The sequence below is a fragment of the Actinosynnema sp. CA-299493 genome (assembly GCF_050946825.1).
GTDB lineage: Bacteria > Actinomycetota > Actinomycetes > Mycobacteriales > Pseudonocardiaceae > Actinosynnema.
Map to the genome: position 1 here is coordinate 3,994,708 of NZ_CP191993.1, position 26,700 is coordinate 4,021,407.

The window sequence follows — 26,700 nt, forward strand, 5'->3', positions numbered from 1 at the left end:
GTGCCCGTCAACCTCGGCTCATCCAGCGGCGGCGACGTCTGGTCCGTCCTGCTCGCCGGCCAGAAGCTGCCCAGGGTCAGCTCCCAGAAGGCCTACGCGCAGGCGGCCGGCTGGGTTGCCGCCGGCCGGCAACTCAGCCGGCTGGGTTCGGGGATGACGGAGTTGCAGGGCTTCATCGGGAGCGCGGTGGGCGGGGCCACCGCCGACGCGTTCCGCGACTACGTCCGCAAGTTGCAGGACGTGATGCCCAAGCTGGTCGCGGCGTCCAACGGGCAGTCCGACGGCCTGCACCAGCTCGCGCTCCAGGTCGAGCACGGCGAGTACTCGATCGTCGTGGAACTGGCCTACTTCAGCCAGGCGGTCCTCTGGGCGATGGCCAGCCCGTTCACCGCGCCCCTCCTGCCGTCGATCTTCACCGCCGGCCGCATGGCCATCGCCCGTGTGCTGGAGCACCTGCACTGGGCCGTGCGCATCCTCACCGAAGCGCTCGAAGAGGGCATCGACGAGATCATCCAGGACGCCATCGCGCAGGTCGCGCAGTTCCTGGAGGGCAACCGCGTCGACTGGGACGGCACGAGCACGCTGCTGTCGGGCATCGGCGGTGCGGCGGCCGGCGGCCTGATCGGGGGCATGTTCCAGGGCATCCGCAGGTACGACCCGGACCTGGCGAACAACCCGGTGGTCCAGGGCGTGGTCCAGGGCACCGGCGAGGTGATCGTCGAAGCGGGCATGGCCGGCGCCCTGGGGCAGAGCATGGACGACCTGTGGGCGGCCGGGGTCAACGGCATGTTCACCGGCACGTTCCAGGGTGGCCTGGACAACTACTTCGGCCAGTTCGACCTGGACGCCATCACGCCACCGGACGAGTCCGCCTTCGACGGTGAGGGTGAGGGCGCCACCGGCGGTGCCGACGGCCTCGACAACCCGGAAGACACCACCGGCGGGCCGGGGGACCCCGGGACCGCGCCGGAGGACGAAGCCCCGCTCCCGCCCGCCTACGAGCAACCCCAGGGCACGGGCGACGCCACGCCCGGCGGTGGAGGTCTCAGCTCGGGCGCCGCGATCGGCATCGCCACCGGTGCCGGCGCAGGTGCCGCCGTCGCCGCCGCGATCGCCCGCGCGAACACGGGCACCACGCCGCCGACCGGGCAGAAAACCTTCCAGCAGGCCAACGCCGATCAGAACCCGAACGGCCCCATTCCTGCCGGTCAGGACCTGAACGGGCCCGCTGCGGCAGACCAGGATCCGAACGGTTCCGTTCCCGCCGCGCAGGACCCGAACGGACCTGCTCCCGCCGGGCAGGCTCCGATCGGGCCGGACTCGACCGGAGCCGCCCCGGCCCAGCAGAACCCCGCCGCGCAGGGCTCGACCGTCCAAGCCGCGCCGGACCGGGCCACGATTCCGCCTCCCGCCGCGCGGACGGACCCGGCCGCATCACCCGTCGGCATCCCCCGGACGGTCGACGCCCCCGACGCGGCCCGCCCGGACCAGGGCATGCCGAACACCGCCGTACCGGTCGGCGTGCCCACCGGTTCGCCCGAGCGCACCCCGTCGCCGTCCTCGGACGGGGAAGGGGCCGGGACCGCCGGCGAGGTCCAGGTCCCGAGCGCGGTGCAGCAGGCCGCACCGCCCGCGCCGTCACCGGTCCAGGGCGAGATGTCCGTCCCTCTCGCCCAGATCCCCGGCACGGCCGGGGACGACGCGCGACCGGTCACCGACGAGCGAAGCGGGCTACCCGCTCCGGGCGGGGCAGTGGTCCAAGCGCCCGTTCAGCCCGGCACCTCGCCGGAGGCGAACGGCTTCTCGGCCCAGCAGGCCCAGAGTGCTTCCACGCCCGGATCACGTCCCGGCACGGAGGGCCGTCCCGACGCGTCCACCGCCCCGGGCGGCCTGCCCGGCTTCGAGACCACGCTGACGACGGACAACGTCCTGTCCGGTGTGGAGCCCGAGGTCGAACGTACCGTCGCCGAGGACGGGGGCACGGGCCGGAGTCCGTTCATGCCCACCTACGAGCGGTCGGAAATCCCGGCCCTGGGGGAGTTCGACCTCTCGGACTTCGTGACGGCTCCGGACATCCTGAACGCCCCGCTGTCGTCGGACTGGGGACCACTCCCCGCGCCAGGCGGCCCGCAGGCGGGCAGCCCACAACCTCCGCGTCCGACCGCCCCGCCCACCGAGAGAGTCGACGGCACCCCGAAGTGGTCGATCCAGGGCATCCTCCAGGAGCTGCCCGGCGCTCGTGATGTCGTCGACGGGCTCGGAGGCGCACCGCTCGACGAGGCGCTCGGGCAGTCGCGGCGGATCGTGGACCGGTTCGCGATCGCCGATCCCGGGTTGCGCGGTGCCTTCGAAACCCTGGTGGCGGCCCACTTGGTCGAGCACGGCGCGACGACCGGCGAGGAGTTCGCCCACGAGGTCGCCGGGGAGGCCGGCATCCCGGCTGCGGACCAGGGCGAGAGCCGGGAGGACACCACCGCGCAGTCGTACGTGCGGCAAGCCCCCGCGGGCACGCCCGAGGGAGGCCTGCCGGGAATGCCACCCGACATCGCCGACGGACGGGTGGCGTGGACGACCCGGATGGTCGTGGACGTCGCTCTGGCGGCGAGCGAGAGCCTGTGGATCTCCAGGGTGCCGAACGCGCCCGGACGGGCCGAGCGGATCGTCGCGGCCACGTACGCGTTGGACGAGGAGACCGGCTGGCTGGGGGACTACCTGCGGAAAGTGGTCGAAGACGCCTTGGCGCGCGGGTGGGACCCGGTCGAGGTCGTGACCCTGGCCCAGAAGATCGGGGCCGACCTGGGGATCCCCGTGCCCTCCGGGAACGCCGCGGTCCTGGAGGACGTCGATCATCCCCGGTGGGCCCCGGAAGACGTCTCGCAGGTCGCAGAGGAGGCCCGCGAGCACCTGGAGCCCCTGCCGGGACCAGCGGTGCGGATCGCGTTCCGGCGGGCGGAGCGGATCGTCGCCCTCACCCACGACCTCGATGCGCTGGACACCGAGGTGTGGGTGCAGCTCCTGGACGTGGTCACCGGCGTCGTGTCGCAGGGACCGGACCTGGACGCCGCCCTGCGCCTGGCACGGGCCATCGCCGCGGACCTCGGCACCCCCTCGCCCTCCGACGACCTCGACGACGACGAGCACTGGCGCGGCGTCATCCAGCGCAGACCCGAGTGGACGCGCGAGGAAGTCCTGGGGCTGGGCGCGGCGTCACGCCGCCGCCTGGACGCGGCGGAGCAGTCGGCGTCGCGGGTCGCCACCGCGCTGGCGACCTGGGCCGCCGCGAAGGCGTACGACCCGGACGGGTTGGACGGCGACCCGGAGCTGGCCGAAGCCGTCTACGCCATCCTGGCGAACCAGGTCCACGACGACGCGGACATGCCGTCCGTGGTGGAGCTGGCCCGCACCATCGCCGCCGACCTCAGGATCGCCTGGCGACGCGACGAGGTGCTCGGCGGCGATACCGACGAGAGCGCGCTGGAGGCGCGGGGCACGGCGTGGCAGCTGGAGATGGTCTCGACTTCGAGTCGCGCCCAACTCGCCGACCTGCCGCCACCTGCCCGCGACGTGCTGATGCGCCGAGCGGACGGGCTGATCACGTCGGTCACCGTCGCGCCCGACCCCGACGACCACCCGGCGGTCACCCGCACCGTCCTGGACGACTTCACGGCGGTGGTCGCGACCGCGATGCTCCTGCGACCGGGCTACCGGCGCAACGCGCGGCTGGCCCACTGGATCGCCGAAGGGCTCGGCATCGCCAGGACCACACCGCTGCCGCTGGACTCGGCCCCGGCGGCAGCGGACGACGTCGTCACCCCCGAGCTGTTGTTGACCTATGACAACTCCCGGGACTCGTTGTCGGACGACCAGCTGGCCCCCGTGCACGACCTGGCGGTCACCCTGGCCGATCTCACCTCGAAGCGACGGCAGCAGGGCTACAAGCCACCCGCTGTCCTGCTCGTGGGGGACGACGAGTCGGTGGAGCGGACCCTCGCGCTGCTGCCCACGGACATCCGCATCAAGACCGAGGTGGACGAGCGGCTTCAGGGCGTGGAGGTGTACGTCGACTGGGACCTCAGGCGGCGCGACCCGGCCGCCTCGTCGTCCTGGGTGGTCCCGTCGACCGCGGTGGTCCCGCAGGTCGTGGCGGACCCCCGCCACGACCTGCGGCACTCCCCGGTCTACGACGAAGAGCGGTGGCGGCACAGCACCGCGCCGACGGCCGACTGGTTCATCTCGGACGACCCCGTGCACTCCAAGGACGTCGAGGCGGCCCGCGCCGACGTCCCGATCACGGGTTGGGTGCGAGGTCAGTACAGCGACGTGAGGACTCGGTCCAAGTTCACGCCCACGCAGGTCCGGTTGGACCCGATGGGCGGTCCTGTCGCTTACGACGTGCGTGCTTTCGAGGTCGCCGGTGTGCCGGTGCGGGACTTGACGGTGCGGTTGTTCCTCGACCCTGTGGGCCCGTCGGGCACGCCGGTGTCGCCGGAGGTGCTCGCGACCGTCCGGCGACACGCGGTCGCGGGCGTCGGGCAGGCGTTCAACCGGGGATATCGCCTGCCCGGTGGTGAGCAGTTGCACGTCACCGTCGAGTTCACCGACGACGCCGGCACCGCGCACGGCCGCATCGGCGTCACCGCCTCCGGTAGCCGGTCCAACCAGCTCGGTTGGGCCGCGGACATCAGCGCCATCACGGCGGCCCACGAGGTGGGGCACTTCCTGGGTCTGGCGGACGAGTACTTCGAGCGCGGGAGCAACAAGCCGATCTTCCAGAGCCGGCCACGCGGTGGCACGGTCGTGTTCGACATGACTCTCATGTCGAACCGGAGCGCCACGGTCAAGCCGCGTCACGCCTGGCTGATCGGCAACATCATGAGGGCCCTGGAAAGCCGGAACGGGCCTTCGGTCGTGGAAGTACCCGACCAGTTCGAAGTCGTGCACGTGCCCAACGCGCCGACATCGGATGCCGTGCGCGGGGGCGTCACGTCGCTGCGCAGGCGAGCGGGCCGCCTGGCGGGCAAGGGCATGGAGATCGTGCGACGCGTGACGATCGGCGCACCCGACGGCTGCGCCGCACCCGCGGCCGCCTCCGACGCCCACCCGGAGTCACCGGACGACGAGGTCGTCGCCGACGAGCCGCCGTACGTGTCGCTGGGCTTCGACTGGGCCACCGCCGAACACCCGTGGACCGCGCGCGGGCTGGCCTACGCCGCCGAGAGCCACCGCAAGCTGTTCCGGGCGTGGGACGACACGATGCGGACCAACGCGTTCCGGCGGGCGTCGAGGATCGTGGAGCGAGCGCTGGAAGGGCGTTCGGTCACCCCGGCGGTCCGGGCGGACATCGAGTCCGCCGTCGTGTACGCGCTGCTGGTGGACCACAGCACCGAGGATCAGGCGTCCGCGCTGGCGGGGCGCATCGTGCGCGACGTGGCGGAGATCGTCCCGACGGGGCGGGAGACGCAGTCGGCCACGGTCGACGGCCGGGCGACGTGGACGCCCGGGATGGTCGGGGACGTCGCCTCCCTGGTGGAGGCCAGGCCTTGGTTCCCCAGGGTGCCCAGGGCGCGGCAGCGGGCGGAGCGGATCGTCACGGGCACGTACTCGTTCGACGATCGGACCATCGACATCCGGGGGGACATCGTCTTCGTGGTCGAGGACGCCCTGGCCCGCGGGCGGGACCTCGACGACGTCCTCCGACTCGCCCGGGACATCGGCACCGACCTGGGAATCCTCGCGCCCCCGAACGCCGCCGCGCCGTGGGGCGTCGAGCCGACACCGTGGACGTCGTCGGATGTCGAGGTCGCTTCCGATCTGGTGGCGAAACACCTGCGGTTGCGCCGGGCGACGGAGCGGTGGGTCGCCTACCGGCAGGCCGAACAGATCGTGGCCTTCACCCACGACCTCACCAGGGTGCCACCGCGTACCCGGATGCCGGTCCAGGTGCTGATCAGCGGCCACGTGTTGCAGGGGCCGAACCTCGATGCGGCCGTGGAGCTGGCACGGACCATCGCCGCGGACCTCGAAGCCTCCTCGTCTTCCGACGGCGGCGGCCCGTCCTGGCGCGGCGCCGTCGACCGCAGGCCCGCGTGGACGAGGGACGCCGTCCTGGAGCTCGGTGCACAAGCGCGGCGCCCCTACGAACCCCCGACGCTGCGGGGCGCGCGCCTGCTCGCCGGGTGGATCCTCACGAGGACCAACGATTCGGACGCGCCGGACAACGACGCCGAGCTGGCGACCGCCGTCACCACCCTCGTGGCGGACGAGCTCCACCAGGACCGGGACATCGCCGCCGTGGTGGAGTTCGCCCGGGACATCGCCACCGATCTCGGTATCGCCGTCCCCGACGGCGAGCCGCGCGGCGGTGACGCCGAGCGGACGGCACGGGAATTGACCACGATCGCGGTGTCGTCCGAAGCGGTACTGGCCCCGTTGGACCCCCCGGAGCGCGACCGGTTGGTTCGGAGCGCCCGCGGTGCGGTCGCGTCGGCGACCAGCACGCTCGTCCCCGAGGACCACCCGTCGCTCGCACCCCACGTCGTCGACGCCTTCGTCACGGTGGTCGCGGCCGACATGCACCTGCGTCCCGCGTACCGGACGAACGCGCTGCTCGCCCACTGGATCGCCGAACAGCTGGGCATCGCCGCCGGGACCGCGCCACTGCGGTCGGAGCCGGTCGAGGGCGTCGTCCTCGACCGCGCCGTCCCCCCTGAGCTGTCGTTGACCTACACCAAGTCCAGGGGCGCGCTGTCGCACCGCCAGTTGCAACCGGTGCGCGAGTTGGCCGACACCCTGTCCGACCTCGCGTCGAGGCGGAGCCGGCAGGGCTACGCACCTCCTGCCGTCTCGCTCACGGGGGACGGGTCATCGGTGGAGCTGGTCCGCGCGCTGCTGCCGGCGGACCTCGTCGGCGAGGTCCGGGTGGTCCCCGACCGCCGGGGCGTGGACGTGCACGTCGACTGGGGTCTGCGGCGGTTCGCGCCCGTGCCGACCCCGTCGACCGGCGTGGCCCCGGCGGCCGAGGTGTCCCCGACCGTCGTGGCCCCGTTCCGGGACCTGGCGCACTCCCCGGTCTACGACGACGAGGGGTGGCGGCACAGCGCCGAGTCGACGGCCGACTGGTTCGCACCCGACAACCCGTTGCTGTCGGAGGAGATCGAGACGGCCCGCGCCGACGCCCCGGTCACCGGGTGGGTACGGGGTGACCAGGCCGTCGCGATGACCGACGACGTGATCGCACCGGTTCGGACCACCCTGCGGCCGGCACGCGGTCCTGTCGCTTACGACGTGCGTGCTTTCGAGGTCGCCGGTGTGCCGGTGCGGGACTTGACGGTGCGGTTGTTCCTCGACCCGGTGGGCCCGTCGGGCACGCCGGTGTCGCCGGAGGTGCTCACGACCGTCCGGCGGCACGCGGTCGCGGGTGTGGAGGAGTCGTTCAACCGGGGTTACCGGTTGCCGGGTGGTGAGCAGTTGCACGTCACCGTCGAGTTCACCGATGACGTCGGCACCGCGCACGGCCACATCCGCGTCACCGCCTCCGGTAGCCGGTCCAACCAGCTCGGTTGGGCCGAGAACATCAGCGCCATCACGGCGGCCCACGAAGTGGGGCACTTCCTGGGCCTGGCGGACGAGTACTTCGAGCGCGGGAGCGAAGGACCGGTCTTCCAGAGCAGGCCCCGCCGCGGCGCTGTTGTGTACGACCTCTCCCTCATGTCGACCCGGAGCGCCACGGTCAAGCCGCGTCACGCCTGGCTGATCGGCAACATCATGAGGGCCCTGGAAAGCCGGAACGGGCCTTCGGTCGTGGAAGTACCCGACCGGTTCGAGGTCGTCCACGCGCCGGGGCCGGAGATCGGCGGCGACGGTACCGCGGCGCGTGAGACCATTGTGAAGGTGCTGCGGCGCAGGACGATCGGGGCTTCCGACGGTTGCGCCGCGTCCTCGGAGCCGCCTGTCCTCCGCCGCACGAGGTCCGACCTCGGGGCCGGGGCGACGCGCGGCGTGATCCGGTTGCCGGCGGGTGACGAGCTGCCCTACGTGCCGAAGGACTTCGGTCCGGTGGACGCGGCGCCGTGGACCGCGGACGAGCTGGCCACCGTTGCCGCCCGGTACCGGAGCCTGTCACCCCGGTGGGGCGGCACCGCGTGGGCCGACGCGGTGCGGCGAGCCGTCGCGATCACCGGTCCCGCGGCGGACGCGGGGTCGCTGACCTCCGCCGTGCGGTCCGACGTCGAGGTCGTGGTCGCGCAAGCGCTGATGAACGGCGGCACCGAGGAGCAGGCGTCCGCGCTCGCGCAGCGCGTCGTTCGCGACCTCGGCGCGGCGGACGTCGCACGGCCGGACACCGCCGACGGGCGGATGCCGTGGACGTACCGGCAGGTCGGTGACGTGGCCTCCGAGGTGCTCCGGATCCCGCGGATCCCGCGGGCGCCCAGAACGGCGGAACGGGCGGCGCTGATCGTCGACGGCACGTTCGCGTTCGACGATCCGGACCTCCGGGTGCGACGGGATCTCCTGCTCGTGGTCGAGGACGCCTTGGCCCGCGGGAGTGACGTGGGCGACGTCCTGCGGCTGGCCGGCGACATCGCGACCGACCTGGGCATCGAGGCGCCCGCTGGTGCTGCCCCCGTTCCCCCGGGCGTCGAGCCGACGCCGTGGACGGTGGACGACCTCAGGGTCGCCGCCGAGCGGACGTTCCGCCTCCTGCTGACCCAGCGGGGACTGGAGCAGAGGTCGGTGTTCCAGCAGGCGGAGCAGGTCCTCGGCTTCACCCACGACCTTGACCGGGTGGCGCCCGACGCCCAGGGGATGATCCGGTTCCTGATCGCCGGCGCCCTGACGCAGGATCGGACATCCGGTCCCGCGGTGGAGCTGGCGCGGACCATCGCCAGGGACCTCGGGGCCACCTCGCCGGCCGACGGCGGTGACGAGTCCTGGCGCGACGCCGTCGGCCGCAGGTCCGCGTGGACGAGTGACGAGGTCCTGCAAATCGGTGTCCAGGAGCGGTTCAAGGCTGGTCGCGCGATGCCGCCATCGCGGCGTGCCGCGCACCTCCAGGCAAAGTGGATCATGATGAGGACCTGCCACGTGGATGTGCTGGGCAACGGCGGCGACCTGCCGGCCGCCCTCACCCTCGTTGTGGTGGGCGAACTCGAGCAGGGCCGGGACATCCCCGCCGTGGTGGAGCTGGCCCGGACGATCGCCACCGACCTGGGGATCGCCGCCGCCGGCGACGGGCGATCCGGTGGCGACGCCGACGAGGTGGTGTCGCAGTTGGCGACCATCGCGACCGAGGTGCGGACCGAGCTGGACGCGGTGACGCCCGGCGAGCGCGACAGGTTGACGCGGCGTGCCAGGGACGTGATCACGTCGGCCACCAGCGCGCTCGTGCTCGACCGGTACGGGCCGGACGGTTTCCGCGTCCTGGACGATTTCGTCACGGTGGTGGCCGCGGACCTGCACCTGCGACCCGGCTACCGGAGCGGTGCGCTGTTCGCCCACTGGATCGCCGAGAACCTGGGGCTGGCCAACGCGATCGCGCCTCTGGAGGCGGCTGTGGACGCCGCCGCACCCGGGAACAGCGGGACCCTGGAGTTGTCGCTGGTCCCGGCCGCGGCCGGGGGCACGCTGTCGGACGCCCAGCTGAAGCCGGTGCGCGAGCTGGCGGTGACCCTGGGCGCAGTCGGGACCAAGCGACGGGAGCAGGGGTACGACACCCCTGTCGTCCGTCTCGTCGGGGACGAGTCGTCGCTGCGGCAGGTCGCCACGCTGCTGCCGGCGTCCGACGTTGCGGTGGACCGACGCCCGCGCGGCGTGGACGTGTACATCGACTGGGAGCTGCGACGGTCCGCCGAGACCCCGACCCCGTCGACCGCGGTGGTTCCGGTCACCGCGGTGGCGAGCACGCCCTCGCAGGACCTGCGGCACTCGCCGGAGTACGACGACGAGCGTTGGCGGCACAGCACCCGGTCGACGGCCGACTGGTTCGCGCCGGACAACCCGGTCTCCTCGCAGGACATCGCCACGGCCCGTGCCGACGCCCCGATCACCGAGTGGGTGCGGGGCCGCACCACCGTCGCTATGACCGGCAGTTCGTTCACCCCGATCCGAGCGACCCTGGCCACGGCGCAGGGCGTCGTCGCCTACGACGTCCGCGCTTTCGAGGTCGCCGGTGTGCCGGTGCGGGACCTTACGGTGCGGTTGTTCCTGGACCCGGCGGGCAGGCCGGTGCTGCCCGAGGTGGTCGAAGGCATGCGGCGGCGCGCGGTCGCCGGCGTCGAGGAGGCGTTCAACCAGGGTTATCGCCTGCCCGGTGGTGAGCAGTTGCACGTGACCGTCGAGTTCATCGACGACCCGACCACCGCCCACGGCCGCATCACGGTCTCCCCGCCCAGCAGCGGGACCGACCAGCTCAACTGGCCCGAGGACGCCGCGGAACGGGCGTTCGCTCACGAGACCGGGCACTTCCTCGGCTTGCTCGACGAGTACTTCGACCGGAGGGCGTCCAAGCCGGTCTTCCAAAGCCGCCCGTACGGCAGTGGTGCGGTCGTGTACGACCTGTCCCTCATGTCGGAGTTCGGCAAGTCCGAGTTCAGCATGGCGGTCAAGCCTCGTCACGCCTGGTTGATCGGCCGCACGATGAGGTCGCTGGAGAGCCGGCACGAACCCGAGGCCCAGGCCACCGAGCGGTTCGATGCTGTGCACACCGCCCAGGCGCTGATGTCCGGCGCGGCGGCGCTCGACCGGCCCGCGGGTGGCGCATCGCACGGGGGTGGCGCGAAGGTCGTGCGGCACCGGACGACCGCCCTGCCCGGCGGTTGCACCGCCTATTCGACGGCACCCGCTCCCAGCTCCACGACCTCGGCCCCCGGTCCCCGGTTCGAGGTGCCGGGAGGTGGTGGGATCCGGTTGCCCGCGGGCGGTGAGCCGCCCTTCGCGCCCGAGGACCTCGGCCGGGTCGAGGAGGACCTGCGCGACGCGCGTGCGGGGCTCGACACGAGCAGCGCCGCGGAACGCCGCGCGGTCCTCGCCGCGACGGGCGAGCCGGCCACCGACGGGCTCTCCCCGGACGATGTCGCGTTCGTCGACCTGCGCGACGGCGGCGGCAACCGGGTGGGCGTCGGCTTCCTCACCGGAGGCCAGGCCGTGAAGGCGGCGGAGACCTTCCGCAACCGCCGCGACGACGGTCGCTTCCGGGTCGCGGTGCACCACGACGAGGCCGGCTTCCGGGTGCCGCTGCGATCAGGCGGGCAGGTCGCGCTGGACCGCGGGGCCTTCCTGGCGCTCCTGTTCCGCTCCGGCCTGGTCGGACGGGACTCCGCGTTGGTGCTGCTGGCCTGCGACGTGCCCGACGAGTCGGGTCTGCGGGCGCTGGGCAGGGAACTCGGCCACCGGGGGACGATCGAGGCGTTCGAGGGCAAGGTGGTCCTGTCGCCGAGCACCGGCGCGGTCCAGGCGCTGCCCCCCGGTGTGGTCCCGATGGTGTCGGGCGCCGAACTCGTCCTGTCCGGCGACCCGATCGAACTCGGCCTCAACCGGATGGGCGTGCGGGGTGTGGTCTTCCCCCTCGACCAGCACCACGAGGAGCGGGTGCGCGGCCACCACCACGGGGTGGTGAGCGTGGAAGCCGTGCAAACCCTGCGGGTGTACGTGGCGTTCCGGGACGGGGGCTTCACCGTGCGCGGCGTCCCCGACGACGGCACCCGCCTCGCGGAGGAGGTGGCCCGGACCACGGCCTTCGGGCGCACACCGCCCACCGCGCCGATCACCCTGGTGGTGGACCCGTCCGAACCGGGCGGTCGCGACGTCCAGGCGGCGCGGGTGTTCGCCGAGGCGTTGCGCGGCGCCCGCGAGTACCGCAGCGTGTGGGCGGTCGGCGTGGGCCTCGACCGGTCGTCGCAGCTGCGGGTGTCGCCGCTGCGCGCCTCGGACGTCGTCGCGCGGACGTGGCCGGCCCGGCTCACCGGCGAGTCCTTCGCGCTGTCGCTGATGTCGCCGCGGGACGAGTTCGCCGACACCCTGGGCCGGCTCGCCGAGGACTTCACCGAGCACACGCTGCGCTACCTGCGGTGGGTCATCCCGGACGGGCGCACGGTGGAGCTGACCGCGCCCTGGGCGACCGCCACGGGGGTCGGCCGCGCCCAGCCGTTCCTGGTGTTCCTCAGCTCCGCCCACGGTCACTACCTCGTCCTGACCCGCGGTGGCCGGGTGGTCCTCCTGGACGCGAGCGAGATGGCCGAACTGCTCGTCTCCCACGAGGGCTTCACGACCGCGGCCGGGGGGTTCGCGCGTCGGCCGGTGGTCCTGATCAACGTCGGCCAGTACGACCGGCGGCTGAACCAGAACCTGCTGCGGGAGCTCCAGAGGCTCGACGGACCCAGGTTCACCTACGAGTACTCGGGCCCGATGCCCGTGTCGAACGCCTTCGGCGTCCTGAGCGTCGCGCGACCGGACGACTTCAGGCCGGGACCGCGCCCTCGGCTGCGCGACCACCTGGCCGTCGCGGGGGAGCGCTTCTTCGCCTTCGACGGGATGGATCCCGGTGAGGCGATGGTGGTGAACGCGCTGAAGTACGGGGTCGAGCTGTCGGGACCGTGGGCGGAGCCGGACCCGATCGTCGTCGTGGTGTCCGCGACGGAGCGGTTCGCCCACGTCTTCGGGGGCGCCGGGCCGGCGGAGGAGTTCGGCAGCGAGGCGACCGACGGCGGGGGATCGGTCGCCGAGGAGGCAGCCGAGGACGACCGGTCGGTGGACGACGACCCGGTCGAGCCGGCCCCGGGTGCGGAACCCGGTGGCAGCTCGACCGACTGGGTGGTGGAGTTCGACGGCGCGGAGTTCGCCACCGACATGCTGGACGTCGAGGGGTTCACCAGGGCGCTCGACACGTCCTCCGGCCCGATCGTGCTGGTCGGCGACCACGCGGGTGACCACGTCGCGCCAGGTGGGTTCGGGTACGACTTCGCGGGCGCGCTGCGCGCCGCGGGGATCTTCCGCGACGTGTACGCGGTGGCGGGCCGCGGCGTCGAGGTGCGCGACCGCGCCGTCGCGCCGAGGTCGGGCGCGCGGTTCGAACTGGTGTCCGTGCCACGCGCGGACGACCTGCGGCTGACCGAGCTGCGCAACGCGGACGGGGACTTCGTCGGGTTGCTCCTGCACGGCGCCGGCGGGCAGGACCGGGAGGACCGCGTGCGCGCGGCGCGGGCCTGGGCCGACGCGGCGACGCCCGACGCGCTGGCCCGCTTCACCCGCACCTCCGACGGCACCGAGTGGGACGCGCCGTGGACCGCGGCGGGGGAACCGACACCCCTGGTGGTGTTCGTCACCGGCTCGGACCCGGGGCACCCGGTGCTGCGCCGCGATGACGTCGAACTGCTGTTCTCCACGGCGGGGGTCGGCGGATTGCTGAGCCAGGAGGGGAGGTTCCGGGCCAAGGCGGGCACCGACCCCGCCCTGCCGTTCCTGCTGGCCTCCCTCGACGGCGGTCGCGTCGACGCGGCCGGCTTCGCCCGGGCCATGGCGGGCGGCGGCTACCACCGCCGGGTGCACCACCCGGAGGGGGCGCTGCGCCTCGCGGCGGACGGCCGGCTGGAGGTCGACGAAGGAGGCTTCGCCACCGTCCGACCGGAGCTGGACCCCGCGGCCGTGGTGACCCACGCACTGGGCAACGGTCGGTTCTTCCCGGTCCACCCGTTCGACGCGGCGTTGATGGCCGCCGGGCGGGACAGGACCGACGACCCCTACCGCTACGAGAACGTCGCCGGGCACCTGTCGTGGGGCGCCGAGGACGGGTCGCCGTGGTTGCTGGACGCCCACCGCGGCGCGGACGGCATGATCGTCCGCCTCACCACCGACGCCGACCTGCCCGGTGACGTCCTGGAACTGGACCGGCGCCAGTCCGAGGCGGTCCTCCGCGCCGGTTCGCTGGACCCGGACCTGGTGTTCCCGCCGAGCGCCTCGACGGAGGACCTGTTCGCGTGGCGGCAGGGGGTCATGAGGCTCCCGTCCGATCGCGACACCACCGCCCTGGCCTTCCCCGTCGACCACGAGCACATCAGCCACCTGCGCCTGCTGCACCACCGCCTGCGCCCGGCCGACGTGGCCGGGCTCGTGCTGGTGTACGCGGCGTTCCACAGCGGCGGGTTCGTGGTGCGCGGCAGGTCGGTCGACGGCGCGACCCTGGCGGACGAGGTGTCCAGGGCGATTCCCCCGCGGGCCGCGCCGGACAGGCGTCCGGTGCGACTGGTGGTGCTGTGGCACCAACCCGGCTCCGACTACCTGCCCCAGGCGGCCGCCTTCGCCGAGGCGCTGCGCGGTGACGGCCCCTTCCGCCAGGTGCTGGCCACGCACGACCTCGACATCACTCCCCGGGGTGCTGTCGACCTGGAGGCATCGCGGTTCGTCGAGGTGTCCAGGCCCAGGCCGTCCGACGCCGCGCACCTGTCGACGCGTGACCTCGCCGGCAACGACTTCGCCCTGGCGCTGGTGGCGGACGAGACGGTCAACGCCGCGATCGCGGACTTCTCCTCGCGCGTCACCGACCACGTGCTGCGCTACGTGCGGCGGTCCTTCGTCGAGCCCCGGCACGCCGAAACGCCGGCTCTCTGGGCGTCGGCCGCGGAGGGGAGCCGGGCCCGGCCGTTCCTGCTCGTCCTGCAAGGCGACGAGCACGGCTACTTCACCTTCTCCTCCCGCGAGGGCATGCGGCACTTCCTCCCCCCCGATGAGATGGCCGCGTACCTGGCCGGCCACGACGGCTACCGCCGGCTGGCGGGCGGTCCCGTGCGGCGGCCGATGATCCTGGTCACCCACGGCCCGCGCAACGCGGAGCAGAACCGGCGGCTGCTGGTGGAACTGGCCCGGTTGGCGGGGCCCCGGCAGGTCTACCACTACTCGGGTCCGCTGCCGCTGGGCGACGGAGCCCTGGTCGAGATCGCCCGGCCGGAGGTGGACTTCGAGCCGGGACCGGCGCCCGCGCCGGGCACCTACGCACAGGTGCGTCGCCGCGGGGCCATCGGCTTCCCCGCGGTGGACCCGGCCGGCTCCCGGGACGAGGTGGTCTCCGCGCTGGCGGAGGGCGCGACCGTCGAAGGGCCGTGGGGCGACGACGAGCCCTTGGTGCTGGCGCTGTCCACCGGGCAACGGCACGGCAGCCTCTTCGAGGCCAACGGCCGGCCGACCGAGTTCGACGGCGCCGAGTTCGCCACGAACCTGTTCCACGACGACGAGGCGGTCCGGGAACTGGAGTCGTCCCGGACGCCGATCGTGCTCGTGGGCGCGCACGCGGGCGACCACGTCGCGCCCGGTGGGTTCGGGTACGACTTCGCGGGCGCGCTGCGCGCCGCGGACATCTTCCGCGACGTGTACGCCGTGGCCGGTGGCGGCGTCGAGGTGCGGGACGGTGTCATCGTGCCCGTGCCGGGCGCGCGGTTCGTGCCGGTGTCCGTCCCACGCGCGGGCGACTTCCGCATGAACAGGCTGGTCAACGGCGCAGGCCTGTCCGTCGTGGTCGTGCTGCGCACGCCGAACGACGACATGTCCCCGGACCTCGTGCGGTCCTACCTCGGCAGGTCCGTGAACCGGGGCCTGTCCCCCGTGCGACCGGACGGCACGCCGGTGGAGACGCCGTGGCTGTTCGAGGGCACACCGCTGGCGATCGTCCTCCCGAGCACGCCCCACGGGCACCCGGTGTTGCGGCGCGACAACGCCGAGCGGGTCGTGCCCACGCGTGAGGTGGGCGACGTGCTGGCCGACGACCAGGGTTTTCGCACCATGGCGGGCACCAACTCGGACCGGGCGCTCGTCCTGCTCCCGCTGGGCGACGGGTCGGTCGACGCCGAGGCGTTCGCCGAGGCGATGGCCCGGGGCGGCTACCGCCGCCGGGTCCACTACCCCGAAGGGCCGGTCCGCTTCACCGACGACGGCCGGCTGGTGGTCGAGAGCGGCGGGTTCCGGACCGTCGAGCCGGCCGAGCTGCTGGCCGACGACGTGGCGACCCACCCGCACCTGGTGCCGGGCACGAACACGATCCGGGGACAGTTCTTCCCCGACGCGCTGGGCGACGTGCCGGAGATGGCGACGGCGGGCGCGCTGGAGGCGAGGCACCGCAGCGACCACTACTACCGGATGATGCCGTCGACCGTCGACGGCGTCGTCTCGTACGTCCCGCAGGACGACCTCCTGCCGTGGGCCGAGGAGGAAGCCACGCCGTGGTTCGTCGACGCCCGCGGCGATCACCACCACATGCGGGTGCGGCTGGCCACCCACCACCCGCACCGGCTGGGCGACTCCCTGTGGCTGGACGGCCGCACCGCCGGCCGCGTCATCCGGACCGGCCGGCACTACCGGGAGGCCGCTCGGGACGTGGGCCAGGGGCTGGCACTGGGCGAGGGGAGCTTCGCGGCGGCGCCGGCCCCCGACCGGATGACGGTCGCCGAGGGCATCCGGCAGGAGTTCGAGCGGCAGGAGGGCGTCCGGGTCCCGGTGTGGGCCGCGACGAACGCCACGGGCCACACCCGCGGGGGCGGGCAGCGGGTGGTCGGCTTCGGCGGCGCCTACGTGGAGGAACAGCTGCCCCTCTACCCGACGGCCGCCACCGACGTGCCGCCCGGCTACGAGCAGCCGCCCGGCTACGGGCCGGACCCCGGCGCGACCGTGACGCCGGACGACGTGTCGTTCGTGCCGCTGAGGGACGCCCGGAACCGGGTCGTCGGCGTCGGTTTCCTGGCCGGTGCCGAGGCCGACGCCGTGACCACCACGGTCAGCGCCTCCGCGGACGACGCGGACGGCGACACCGACGCGGTCGACACCTTCACGGTGGCGGTGCACCACGGCCCGGACGGGTTCCGGGTGCCGCTGCGCTCCGGCGGGGAGGCGCTGCTGGACGACCACGCCTTCGCCGCCCTGCTGTTCGCCCGCGGCTGGGCGCCGCCGGGTTCCACGCTGGTGTTCCTGGCCTGCGGCATCACCGACGACACCGTGCTGCGCGACCTGGCCGCCGCGCACGGGCACCTCGGCCCGGTCGTCACCTACTCGTCCAGGGTGGAGCTGACGCCGGACGGCGAGGTGCGGGAGCTGTCGGGCGACGACCCCGGCACCCCCGGCTCGGTGGTGCTGTTCGGCGGCCGGGACAGCGCTTCCCACCTGCCGTGCGACGCGAAGGCCCAGGCCGTGATCGCCTTCCCGACGGGGTGGCGGCACCGGCGGAACCTGGAGCACCTGCACCGGGAGGTCCCGCCCACCGGGCAGTCGCGAGCGGTGTTCGTGCACGTGCCGGTCCGGCAGGGTCGGTTCCTGGTCGGCGACGACCTGCTCGACGCCCGCGGGCTGCTCGGCGAGTTGGAGAACGGCACCGAGGGCTTCCGCTTCCGCGACCCGGGCACCCCGGTGCACCTGGTGCTGGACCGGGCGGGCCAGGGTTCCGATCAGCAGGCTGCCGACCCCCTGGCGTCGGCGCGCGAGTTCGCGGTGGAGGTGCGCGGTGACGGTCCGTACCGCGACGTGTGGGCCACCACGGCTTGGGCGGGGTCCGGCCTGCTGTTCACCCGGGTCGACGCGACGGTGCGCGTGTCCCGGCTCCGGCACTCCGATGTGGTGCAGGACGTCCACTCCTCCGACTTCGGCCTGTCCCTGATCCCGGACGGCCTGCACGACGCCGACCTGGCGCGGTTCGCCCGCGGCTTCACCGACCACTCGCTGCGCCACCTGCACCACACCGGCCGGGGTGGGGAGCCGGTGACGCGGGTCGCGCCCTGGGCCGCCGCCGCCGACGGCACGCGGGCACGCCCGTTCCCGCTGTTCCTGTCGTCCGACGGGCACGGCTACGTCGTGGCGACCCCGCAGGGCGCCCGCCTTGTCCTGTCGGCGCGGGAGATGGCCGAACTGCTGGTCTCGCACCCCCGCTACCGCGCCCGGACCGGCGGCCCGCTGGTCGTGGTCACCTCCGGGCCTGCCTCGGCCGGCGCGCTGAACCGGAAGCTGCTCAAGGCCCTGGCCAGGTTCGACGGCCCACGGCCCGCCTACGAGTACGCCGGCCGGTTCGAGGTCGATCCCGAGGTCGGCCTGCTGGGGGTCGACCGACCGGACGCCTTCCGGCCCGGTCCCGTGCCCGCTCCTGACCGGTACCGGCACACCGCGCTGTCCGACCGGCTGGTCTTCCCGTCGCGGCGGGGGACGAACGCCGGCCACACCGCGCTCGCCGGCGCCCTGCTGACCGGGAAGCGCGTCAGGGGCCCGTGGAACTCGCCCCCGGTCGTGCTGGCACTGCCCACGACCGAGCGCCACGGCGAAGTCGTCGGCCTCGACGGCCGGGTGGCCGAGTACGACGGCGCCGAGTTCGCCCGCCTCGTGCTGGAGAACCCCGGCTTCACCGGCGCCCTCCGCTCGACCGCGGGTCCGGTGGTGCTCCTCGGCGAGCACTCGGGATCGCTGGTGGCCATCGGCGGGTTCGGCTACGACTTCGCGGGCGCGCTGCGCGCCGGGGGGATCTCCCGCGACGTCTACGCGCTGTCCGGCGGCGTCGCCGTCGACCGGGACGCCGTCTCGGCGGCCAGGCCCGCGCCCTTCGTGCTGGTGTCGGGCCCGCGTGCCGGTGACCTGGTGGTCGAGCCGCTGGGCGGTCGGGAGGGCGGTCCGCCGGCGGCCTTCACGTTCCGCTCGCCGAACGACCACGACCGCTTCGCCGAGCACACCCGGTGGGCCGACCGGGTGTCCGGTGGCTCGTCGGCCCACGTGCTCTCCAACGGCAGGAGGCAGCGCGCGCCCTGGGCGACCGGGGACGCACCGCTCGTCGTCTTCGTCCTGGGGAACTCCCGGGCCCTGCCACGTCCGGGCAACGCCTCGCTGGTGATCTCCGACGGGCAAGCGGGCGACGTGCTGCGGGACGATCCGGCGTTCCGCGACGCGGCGGGCACCAAGATCACCAAGCCGTTCCTGCTGATCCCGCTCGACGGCGCGCCGGCCGATCCCGAGGCGTTCGCCGAGGCGCTGGCCAGGGGTGGTTACCACCGCGCGGTCTACGCCCCGCTGGGCAGGGCGTGGGTGACCCCGGACGGCGGCATCGCGGCCGACCGCGGGTTCCGCGTCGTGGAGCCGCCCGGCCTGACGCCGGACGACCTGCTGACCTTCCCGCACGTCGTGCCCGGCACCGGGCAGTTCTTCCCGCTGCGCCCGTTCGACGCGGTGCGGATGGCCGCACTGGGGCTGGGCAGGTTCGGCGCCCTCCACGACGGGCAGCCGCGCCGCGGCCTGTCCCCGGTCGACCCCGACCGGTCCTGGTTCGTGACCGCCGAGGGCGACTCGCGCGCCATGTCGGCGGCCCTGGCGTCCGGGCACCCCTACCTGCCCGGCGACCGGGTCGCGGTCGACGGCGCGATGGCGGCGCTCGTCATCCACCACAACGGTGTCCGCCGACGGGCCGGGTACGGCGTGCGCCGTGACTTCGTGCTGGAGGGCGGCGCCTTCGCGGCGCCGCTGGCGGGCGGCGCGCCCGTGCTGGCGGCACGGGCGCTGACCGGGCTCAGGGCGCTGGAGCACCACGCGGTGGTCGTCTGGGCGTCGGCGACCCCGCGCACGGCCGCTGCCGGGCTGCCCCTGCCGTTGGCCGGGTTCGAGCGGGTGTCGGCGCTCCCCGAGGCGGGCCTTCAGCAGGCCGGCCCCTGGGCGGCCACCGACGACGACCCCGTGCGGTTCGTGCGCCTGTTCGACGCCGATGGCGAGCCGGCGGGCATCGCGTACCTGGTCGGCCGCGAGGCCGAGGTGGCGCAGGCGGTCGCGCGCACCCACTTCCCCGTCAGGCGACGCCGGTTCCACGTCGTGGCGCACCACGGCGCGGACGGCTTCCGGGTGCCGTTGCGCTCCGGGCGGGAGAGGGTGCTGGCCGATCGCGCCTTCGCCAGGTCCGTGTTCGACGTGGTGAGCGTCCCCGAGTCCTGGCGGCTGGTGTTCCTCGCCTGCGACGTGCGCGAGGTGGCGGACCTCCTCGCGGCGGCGCGCGGACGGGGGCACCGGGGGGACATCGAGGAGCACCCCGGCCCGGTGCGGCTGTCGGTCGCGCGCGGGATCGAGTACTTCCCCGAGGGGACCGTGCTGCCGCCGATGGCGGACGCGGTCGTGCTGTCCGGGAACCCGGTGAGCCTCGGTCGGGCCGCGGCCACCGGCGGGGCGGCCTCGGTCGCGGTCGCCTTCCCCGTCGACGCGGAGCACGAACGGCGTTCGCGCGCACTGCAAGCCCGGCTGCCGCACGGCGGGCAGCACCCGCCGGTGCTGGTCCACGCCGCCTACCGGCACTCGGCGCACGGGCAGCCTCCGTCGACGGGCGGGTTCGTGGTGCGCGGCCGGCTCGACGACGGAGCCGGCCTGGCCGCGGAGGTCCGGGCGGTCGAGGGCTACGCCGACACCGGCGCCGGCCACCGGGTGCACCTGCTGGTGGACTGGCCTGCCGACGTGTCCGACCACGCCGAGTTGACGCGGGCGTTCGTCGACGCTCTGCGCGTCGACGATCCGCAGCGCGACGTGTGGGTCAACACGCTCTCCGCGGCCGTGCCCGCCGACGGGGTGTTCGACTGGAACGTGCTCGCCCTGCGACGGGTGTCCGGACCGGACCTGTCCGAGGTGCGCCCGCAGGTGCTGCGCGACCGTGACGGCGTCGACACCGGCCTGTCGCTGATGCCGGACGACGAGCACGGCGACTTCGTGCGCGACACCGTCGAGGCGTGCCTGTACCCGGAGGACCCCGGCGGCGCGTGGGCGGTGACCCCTGATGTCGTCGGGAGTCGGCCGTACCTGCTGGTCCTGCGCGGGGACGAGGACGACATGTTCATCGTCCGCGTCGACGGGGGCACGCTCCGCGTGGAGCCCCGGAGGCTGGCGGCGATGCTGTTCTGCCTCGACCAGGTCCGCGACGCCCTGCTGGGTGGAACGGTGCGGCGGCCTCTGGTCGTGGTGACCATCGGCATGGGCGACATGGCCAACCTCGACCTGGTGAACGAGCTGAACGGGCTCGCCGGCCTGCGACCGGCCTACACGTACACGGTCCCGTTCGAGGAGTTCGGCGACCCCCAGATCCCGCGACCACGTGATTTCACGCCCAGGTCGACCTTCGTGCAGGGCGAGTACGCGACGAACCTGGCGCCGGACGTCCTGTCCTACCCCATCCCCCCGCACCACGACGGAAACCACTCGGAGGTCGTGGACGCCCTGTCGCACGGGGCGCGGGTGGAGTGGGACCGGCGCGATCAGCGCCCGGTCTTCGTGGTGCTGTCCTCGTCCAGGCGCTACGGCCACGTCTTCGGCAACACCGGCACGCCGGCGCTGTTCAGCGGTGCGGAGTTCGCCCGCAACCTGGTGCAGAGCGGCGCGTACATCCGCAACACGTCGTCGGGAGGACTCGGGGGACCCGTGGTGCTGCTGGGCGCGCACGCGGGTGACCTGATGGCTGCCGACGGGTTCGGGTTCGACTTCGCCGCCGCCCTGCGGGAGATGAGGATCCCCCGTGACGTGTACGCGTTGGCCGGTGGTGGTGTGTGGGTGGAGGAGGACGGCGTCATCCGGCCCGAGGCCGGCGCCTTCTTCCGGCTGGTTTCGACGACCGCGCCCGTGCCCGACCCGCCCGGCCCTGTTCCCGGCCCCGCCTTCGCCCTCATGCACAGCTTCCTGGACAGCCTCCTGGACAACGGCTTCGACGACGGTGACGCGGAGCGCTACTCGGCGTACGGCTATTCCACCGACGACTCCGAGCCGGAGTTGCTGTGGGGCTCGACCGAACTGCCCGCGCCACGGGGCCGGACCGGTCAGGTCCGGCGGTGGCAGCCCTCCGCGGCGACTCGACCGGACAGCGCGGAGCCGATCGTCTTCGCCGAGGACCCCGCCCACGAGCTGCGGCTGCGGGAGTTGCACGAGCGGATGCCGCACGATGAGGAAGCACCGCCGATCCGCGTGTACGCGGCGTTCCGGGACGGTGGGTTCGTGGTGCGGGGGAGGGTGGTCGACGGCGCCGCCCTGGCCACCGAGGTGGCCGGCACCCGGCGGTTCCAGGAGGCGTCCGCGACCGCCCCGGTGCACTTCGTCGTGGACCGGGGGGTGAGGACCGACCACGAACAGCAGGCGCGCGCGTTCGCCGCCGCCCTGCGCGGCGACGGCCCGTACCGCGAGGTGCTGGCCACCACCGAGCCGATCAACTCCTGGTCGCACGCGGTCGACCTGCTCGAACTGCTCGGAACGGGCGCCATCGGGCTGGAACGGATGTCCGAGCTGCGGCTGCCCGACTCGCGGCTCACGCTCGCCGGTGACGCCGAGGGCACCACGTTCGTGGTGTCCCTGCTGTCGGAGGCGTCGGACACGAGCGCTGTCGAGGCGTTCGCCCGCAACGTCACCGACCACTCGCTGCGCCACCTGAGGCGGACGCGGTTCGTCGATTCCCGCCCGACCGAGCACTACGACGAGGTCGTGGCGCCGTGGGCGTTCGCCGCGACCGGCGACAGGGCACGGCCGGTGTTCGTCTTCCTGAGCGCCGACGCCGAGGGCAGGTTCGTCCTGCCGCTGTCGAACGGCACGCGGATCACCGCCGGCCCCCTCGAAGTGGCCGAGCTGCTGCTGGGCCTCGACGGCCTCCGGGACCCGGCGAACCCGTCGCTGCTGCGGCCGGTGGTGCTGTTCACCACCGGCGCCGGCAGGCACGAGGCGAGCCGGCAGCTGCTGCGCCGGTTCGTCCGCCTCGGTGGCGTGCGGCAGCTCTACCGCTACAGTGGGAGCGCGGACAGGCTGCCGGTGTCGCGTGACTCCCTGGCGCTGGAGGTCGGCCGGCCGGACGACTTCCAGCGCGTCGACCTGGTCGAACGCGACCACGGCCGTTACGCGCACACCGCGTCGAATGACGTCCTGGTCGTCAACGCGCCCGAGTCCGCCGACCCCGGGGTGGCGGCCGCGGTGGAGGCGTTGTCGGGTGGGGCGTGGGTGGACGGGCCGTGGTTCGAGCGGAGCCCGATCTTCGTGGCGGTCTCCACCACCGGCGGGCACGCCGTGATCGGCGACACCGGCACCCTCACCGGGCGCCCCTCGGTCGCCGAGTTCGACGGCACGGAATTCGGCGCCATGACGCGCGGCAACCTGGACTTCACCGCCGCGTTGAACGTGTTCCAGGGGCCGATCGTGCTGCTGGGCGCGCACGCGGGCGACCACGTGGGCATCGGCGGGTTCGGGTACGACTTCGCGGGCGCGCTGCGCGCCGCGGGGATCTTCCGCGAGGTCTACGCGGTGGCGGGCGGTGGCGTCGAGGTGCGGGACGGCGTCGTGGCGCCGGTGCCGGGCGCGCGGTTCGAGCGGGTGTCGGTGCTGCGGGCGGGCGACCTCCACGTGGTCGAGCTGCCCAACCGCAACGGCCGCACCGGCGTGGTGGTGCTGCGCAGCTCGGGTGATCGGGAGCGGGTGGACCTGCTGAGGAGCTGGATGGCCACCACCCCGGTGACGATCCCCCGCGTCGTCCGGCGGGACGGCACGCCGCTGGCCCGGCCTTGGGAGGACAGCTCCGCACCGCTGGTCGTCGCGTTCGGCGACCCGTTCGCCGGCCGGTTGGGCACCCGCCGGGACGGACACGACGTGCTCCTGACCGATGGCGACATCGGCGCGGTGCTGGCCGACGACGAGGACTTCCGCCGCGCGGCGGGGACCGATCCCGAGGTGCCGATCCTGCTGCTGCCGCTGGACGGTACCCCGGTCGACGGCGAGGAGTTCGCCTCGGCGCTGGCTCGCGGCGGTTACCGCCGGCGGGTCCACGTCCCGGACGGTCGGGTGACCTTCGGGCGCGAGGGGCGGCTGGTGGTCGACGGGAACGGGTTCCGGACCGTCGAGCCCGGCCCGCTCGACGCCGCCGACGTGGTGACCCACCCGTACCCCGGTCCGGGGCGCACCCGGCCGGAGGGCCAGTTCTTCCCGTCCCGGGCCTTGGACACCGTGCGGATGGCGGCGGCACGGGCGCGAGAGGTCGCGTCCGGCTCCCACTCGTACCCCCGGCGCACCGCCACGGGGGAACTCGCGCTCGAACGGCTGCCGCGGACGGACGCGGACGACTCGCCGTGGGTGGTCGACGCCCGGGGCACCTCGACCGAGGCGCGGGTTCGGCTCGTCACCGGGAACCCGCACCGGATGGGGGACCTCGTCCCGCTGGAGGGGCCCGCGTTCGGCGCGGTCATCCGCAACAGCGCCGTCCACCGTGACTCCGGGCACCCCGCCGACCACGGGGTGGTGCTGCGCTACGGGCCGTTCGGCGCCGTGTCCGCGGACGCGACGACCTCGGTGGCCGTCGGCGTCCGGGAGGAGTTCGAGGCTTCGGAGAACACCACCGTCCCCGTCTGGGCGGCCCGTGCACCGGCCGACGAGCCGGATGACGACGACGTGGACTCCCTGGGGCAGGAGGTCCGCTGGGACGACGATGACGACCTGGACACCCGCGGGGCGAGCACCGGTGTGCCGACTCCCTGGAACGTCCCCCAGACCGAGGTGGTGCCTCCCTACCAGGCCGAACCGGCGCGGCGACCGCAGCGACCGCCGGCCGGCGACCCGCCTCCGTACGACGAGGCGACGCGACCCGCCCACCTGGCCGCGGACGACCCGCCGCCGCCCGCCTACACGCCGCCGGCGGTGGACGACGTGGCGGTGGTGCGCCTCCACGACGGTGCCGGCCGACTCGTGGGCGTGGCCTTCCTCGCCGGAGCCGAGGCGGACATCGCCCGCGACGCGTTCCGCGCCGGTGCCGCGGAGGCCGGACTGCCGATGCGCGTCGAGGCCGACAGGGGTGAGGGACGGGTGTCCCCGGCCGGCAGGGCGCTCAGTCCCACCGCCGCCGAGTTCCGGTGGCTGCTGGGCGAGCCCGCTGCGGGCTCCGGGAACCGTCCGAGCCGCTTCTCGGTGGCCGTGCACCACGGCGGCGACGGGTTCCGGGTGCCGCTGCGCTCCGGCCGCGAGGTGGTGCTCGACGACAGCGTGTTCATGACGCTGCTGTTCGGCACGGGTGTCATCGACCCGGCCGACCACCTGGTGTTCCTGGCCTGCGAGATCGACGACGACGGCCCGCTGAGGCAACTGGCGGGGCAGTTCGGTCACCGGGGCTCGATCACGACCTCGGGGTCCAGGGTCGAACTGAACCGCGACGGCCTGGTGCGGCACCTGGCCGCCGACCAGACCGCGACTCCCGGCTCCGTGGTGCTGGGCCCGTCCGAGTCCCTGCTGTTCCCGATCCACGAGGGCGACCAGGTCAGCCTCTACTGGCACGCCCTCGACGCCGCGATGCCCCGTGAGAACGAGGTGCGGGTGTTCGCCCACGCCCACAACGGCCTGTTGTTCGCCCGGGACGGGTGGCGCCCCGCCGAGGACTTCGCCGCGGTGGTGCGCGACGCCTCCGCCTACCGCACCGCCGAGCCCACCACACCGCTCGTGCTCGCCGTGCACCTGGACCGGCCTTCGGCGGACCACCTCGACGCGGCCCGGCGCTTCGCCGAGGCGCTGCGGGGCGACGGGCCCCACCGGCCGGTGGTGACCAACACCGCGCCGCTGGTGCTCGCGCCCGGCACGGCCAGGTTCGACGCCGCGGCGGCCCGGTTCGTGCAGGTGTCGTCGGTGTGGCCGCGGGATTTGGTGCCGGCCACCGGGCACATCACGCTCGGTGGTGGGATGGGGTGGGCGTTCGCGCAGGACGACGTGCTCCACATCCCCCTGGACGAGCCCGATGACGCGGAGCCGGTGGTGTTCCCGCACCTGCCCGGCGGTGAGGACGTCGTGCGCTGGCGCGACCTGCACCGGAGGATGGTGGTGTCGGACGAGGTGGTGGTGTTCGCCCACGCCGGTGCGGGCCTGTTCTTCGCCGACGGGTGGCGTGACGACCGGGGCTTCGCCGCCGCGGTCGCCCGCAGCCCGCGGTACCTGGCGGCGGACCCGACGACGCCGCTGGTGTTCGTGTTCGACACCGGCGACTCCGACGGGGTCGACCTCGACGCGGTGCGGCGCGTCGCGGAGGCGCTGCGGGCGGACGGTCCCTACCGCCCGGTCGCGGTCAACAGGGTCCGGATCGACCCCGACCCGTCCACCGGCCTGGTGCTGCGGACCGGGGAGGGGTTCACCGAGGTGTTCGCGCTCCGCCCGTCCGACGTGCGGGCGGAGGGTTTGCGCGACGTGTACCGCCGTGCCCAGGGTTTGGCCCTGGTCCCCGACCCGGACCTGCGCCGCGACCTGGCCCGCGCGGCGGCGCTCACCGCGGACACCGCGCAGGGCATGGCGCTGTTCGTCGACGACCTCACGGACCTGCGCAACCCTGACTTCGCGGTGCAGGAGTGGGCCTCGACGACGACGGGTGACCGGGCGCGACCGTTCCTGCTGCACCTGGCGAGCCGCGGGGGCCGCTACGAGATCGGGTTGAGCGACGGGCGGCAGGTCCTCCTGACCGCCGAGGCGATGCGGTCGGTGCTGCGCGAGCAGCCGTTCTACCAGGTGCCGGCCACCGGTCCGGTGCGGCGGCCGTTGGTGTTGATCACGCACACGTCCGAGCCGGACAGCGCGTTGAACCAGGCACTGCTGGCCCTGCTGCGCCAGGACGGGATCCGGGCGTCGTTCGAGTACTCAGGTCCGGCGATCGTCGTCGGTGGGACGTCGAACGGCAGGTTGGTCAACAGTGCCATGCTGGTGGTGCTGTCCAGCGACCACAAGTTCTCCCGGGGGCCC

1 protein-coding gene (only partly in view) is annotated in these 26,700 nt (G+C 73.9%); it reads left to right on the top strand.

All coding sequences use genetic code 11. The features are described 5' to 3' along the window. Positions 1-26,700: the 5' portion of a hypothetical protein gene (locus ACQPYE_RS17390; RefSeq protein WP_498722373.1), read on the top strand. It continues 9,873 nt past the right edge of the window; 26,700 of the gene's 36,573 nt are visible here — the first part of the coding sequence; the start codon lies at positions 1-3; the stop codon falls past the right edge of the window.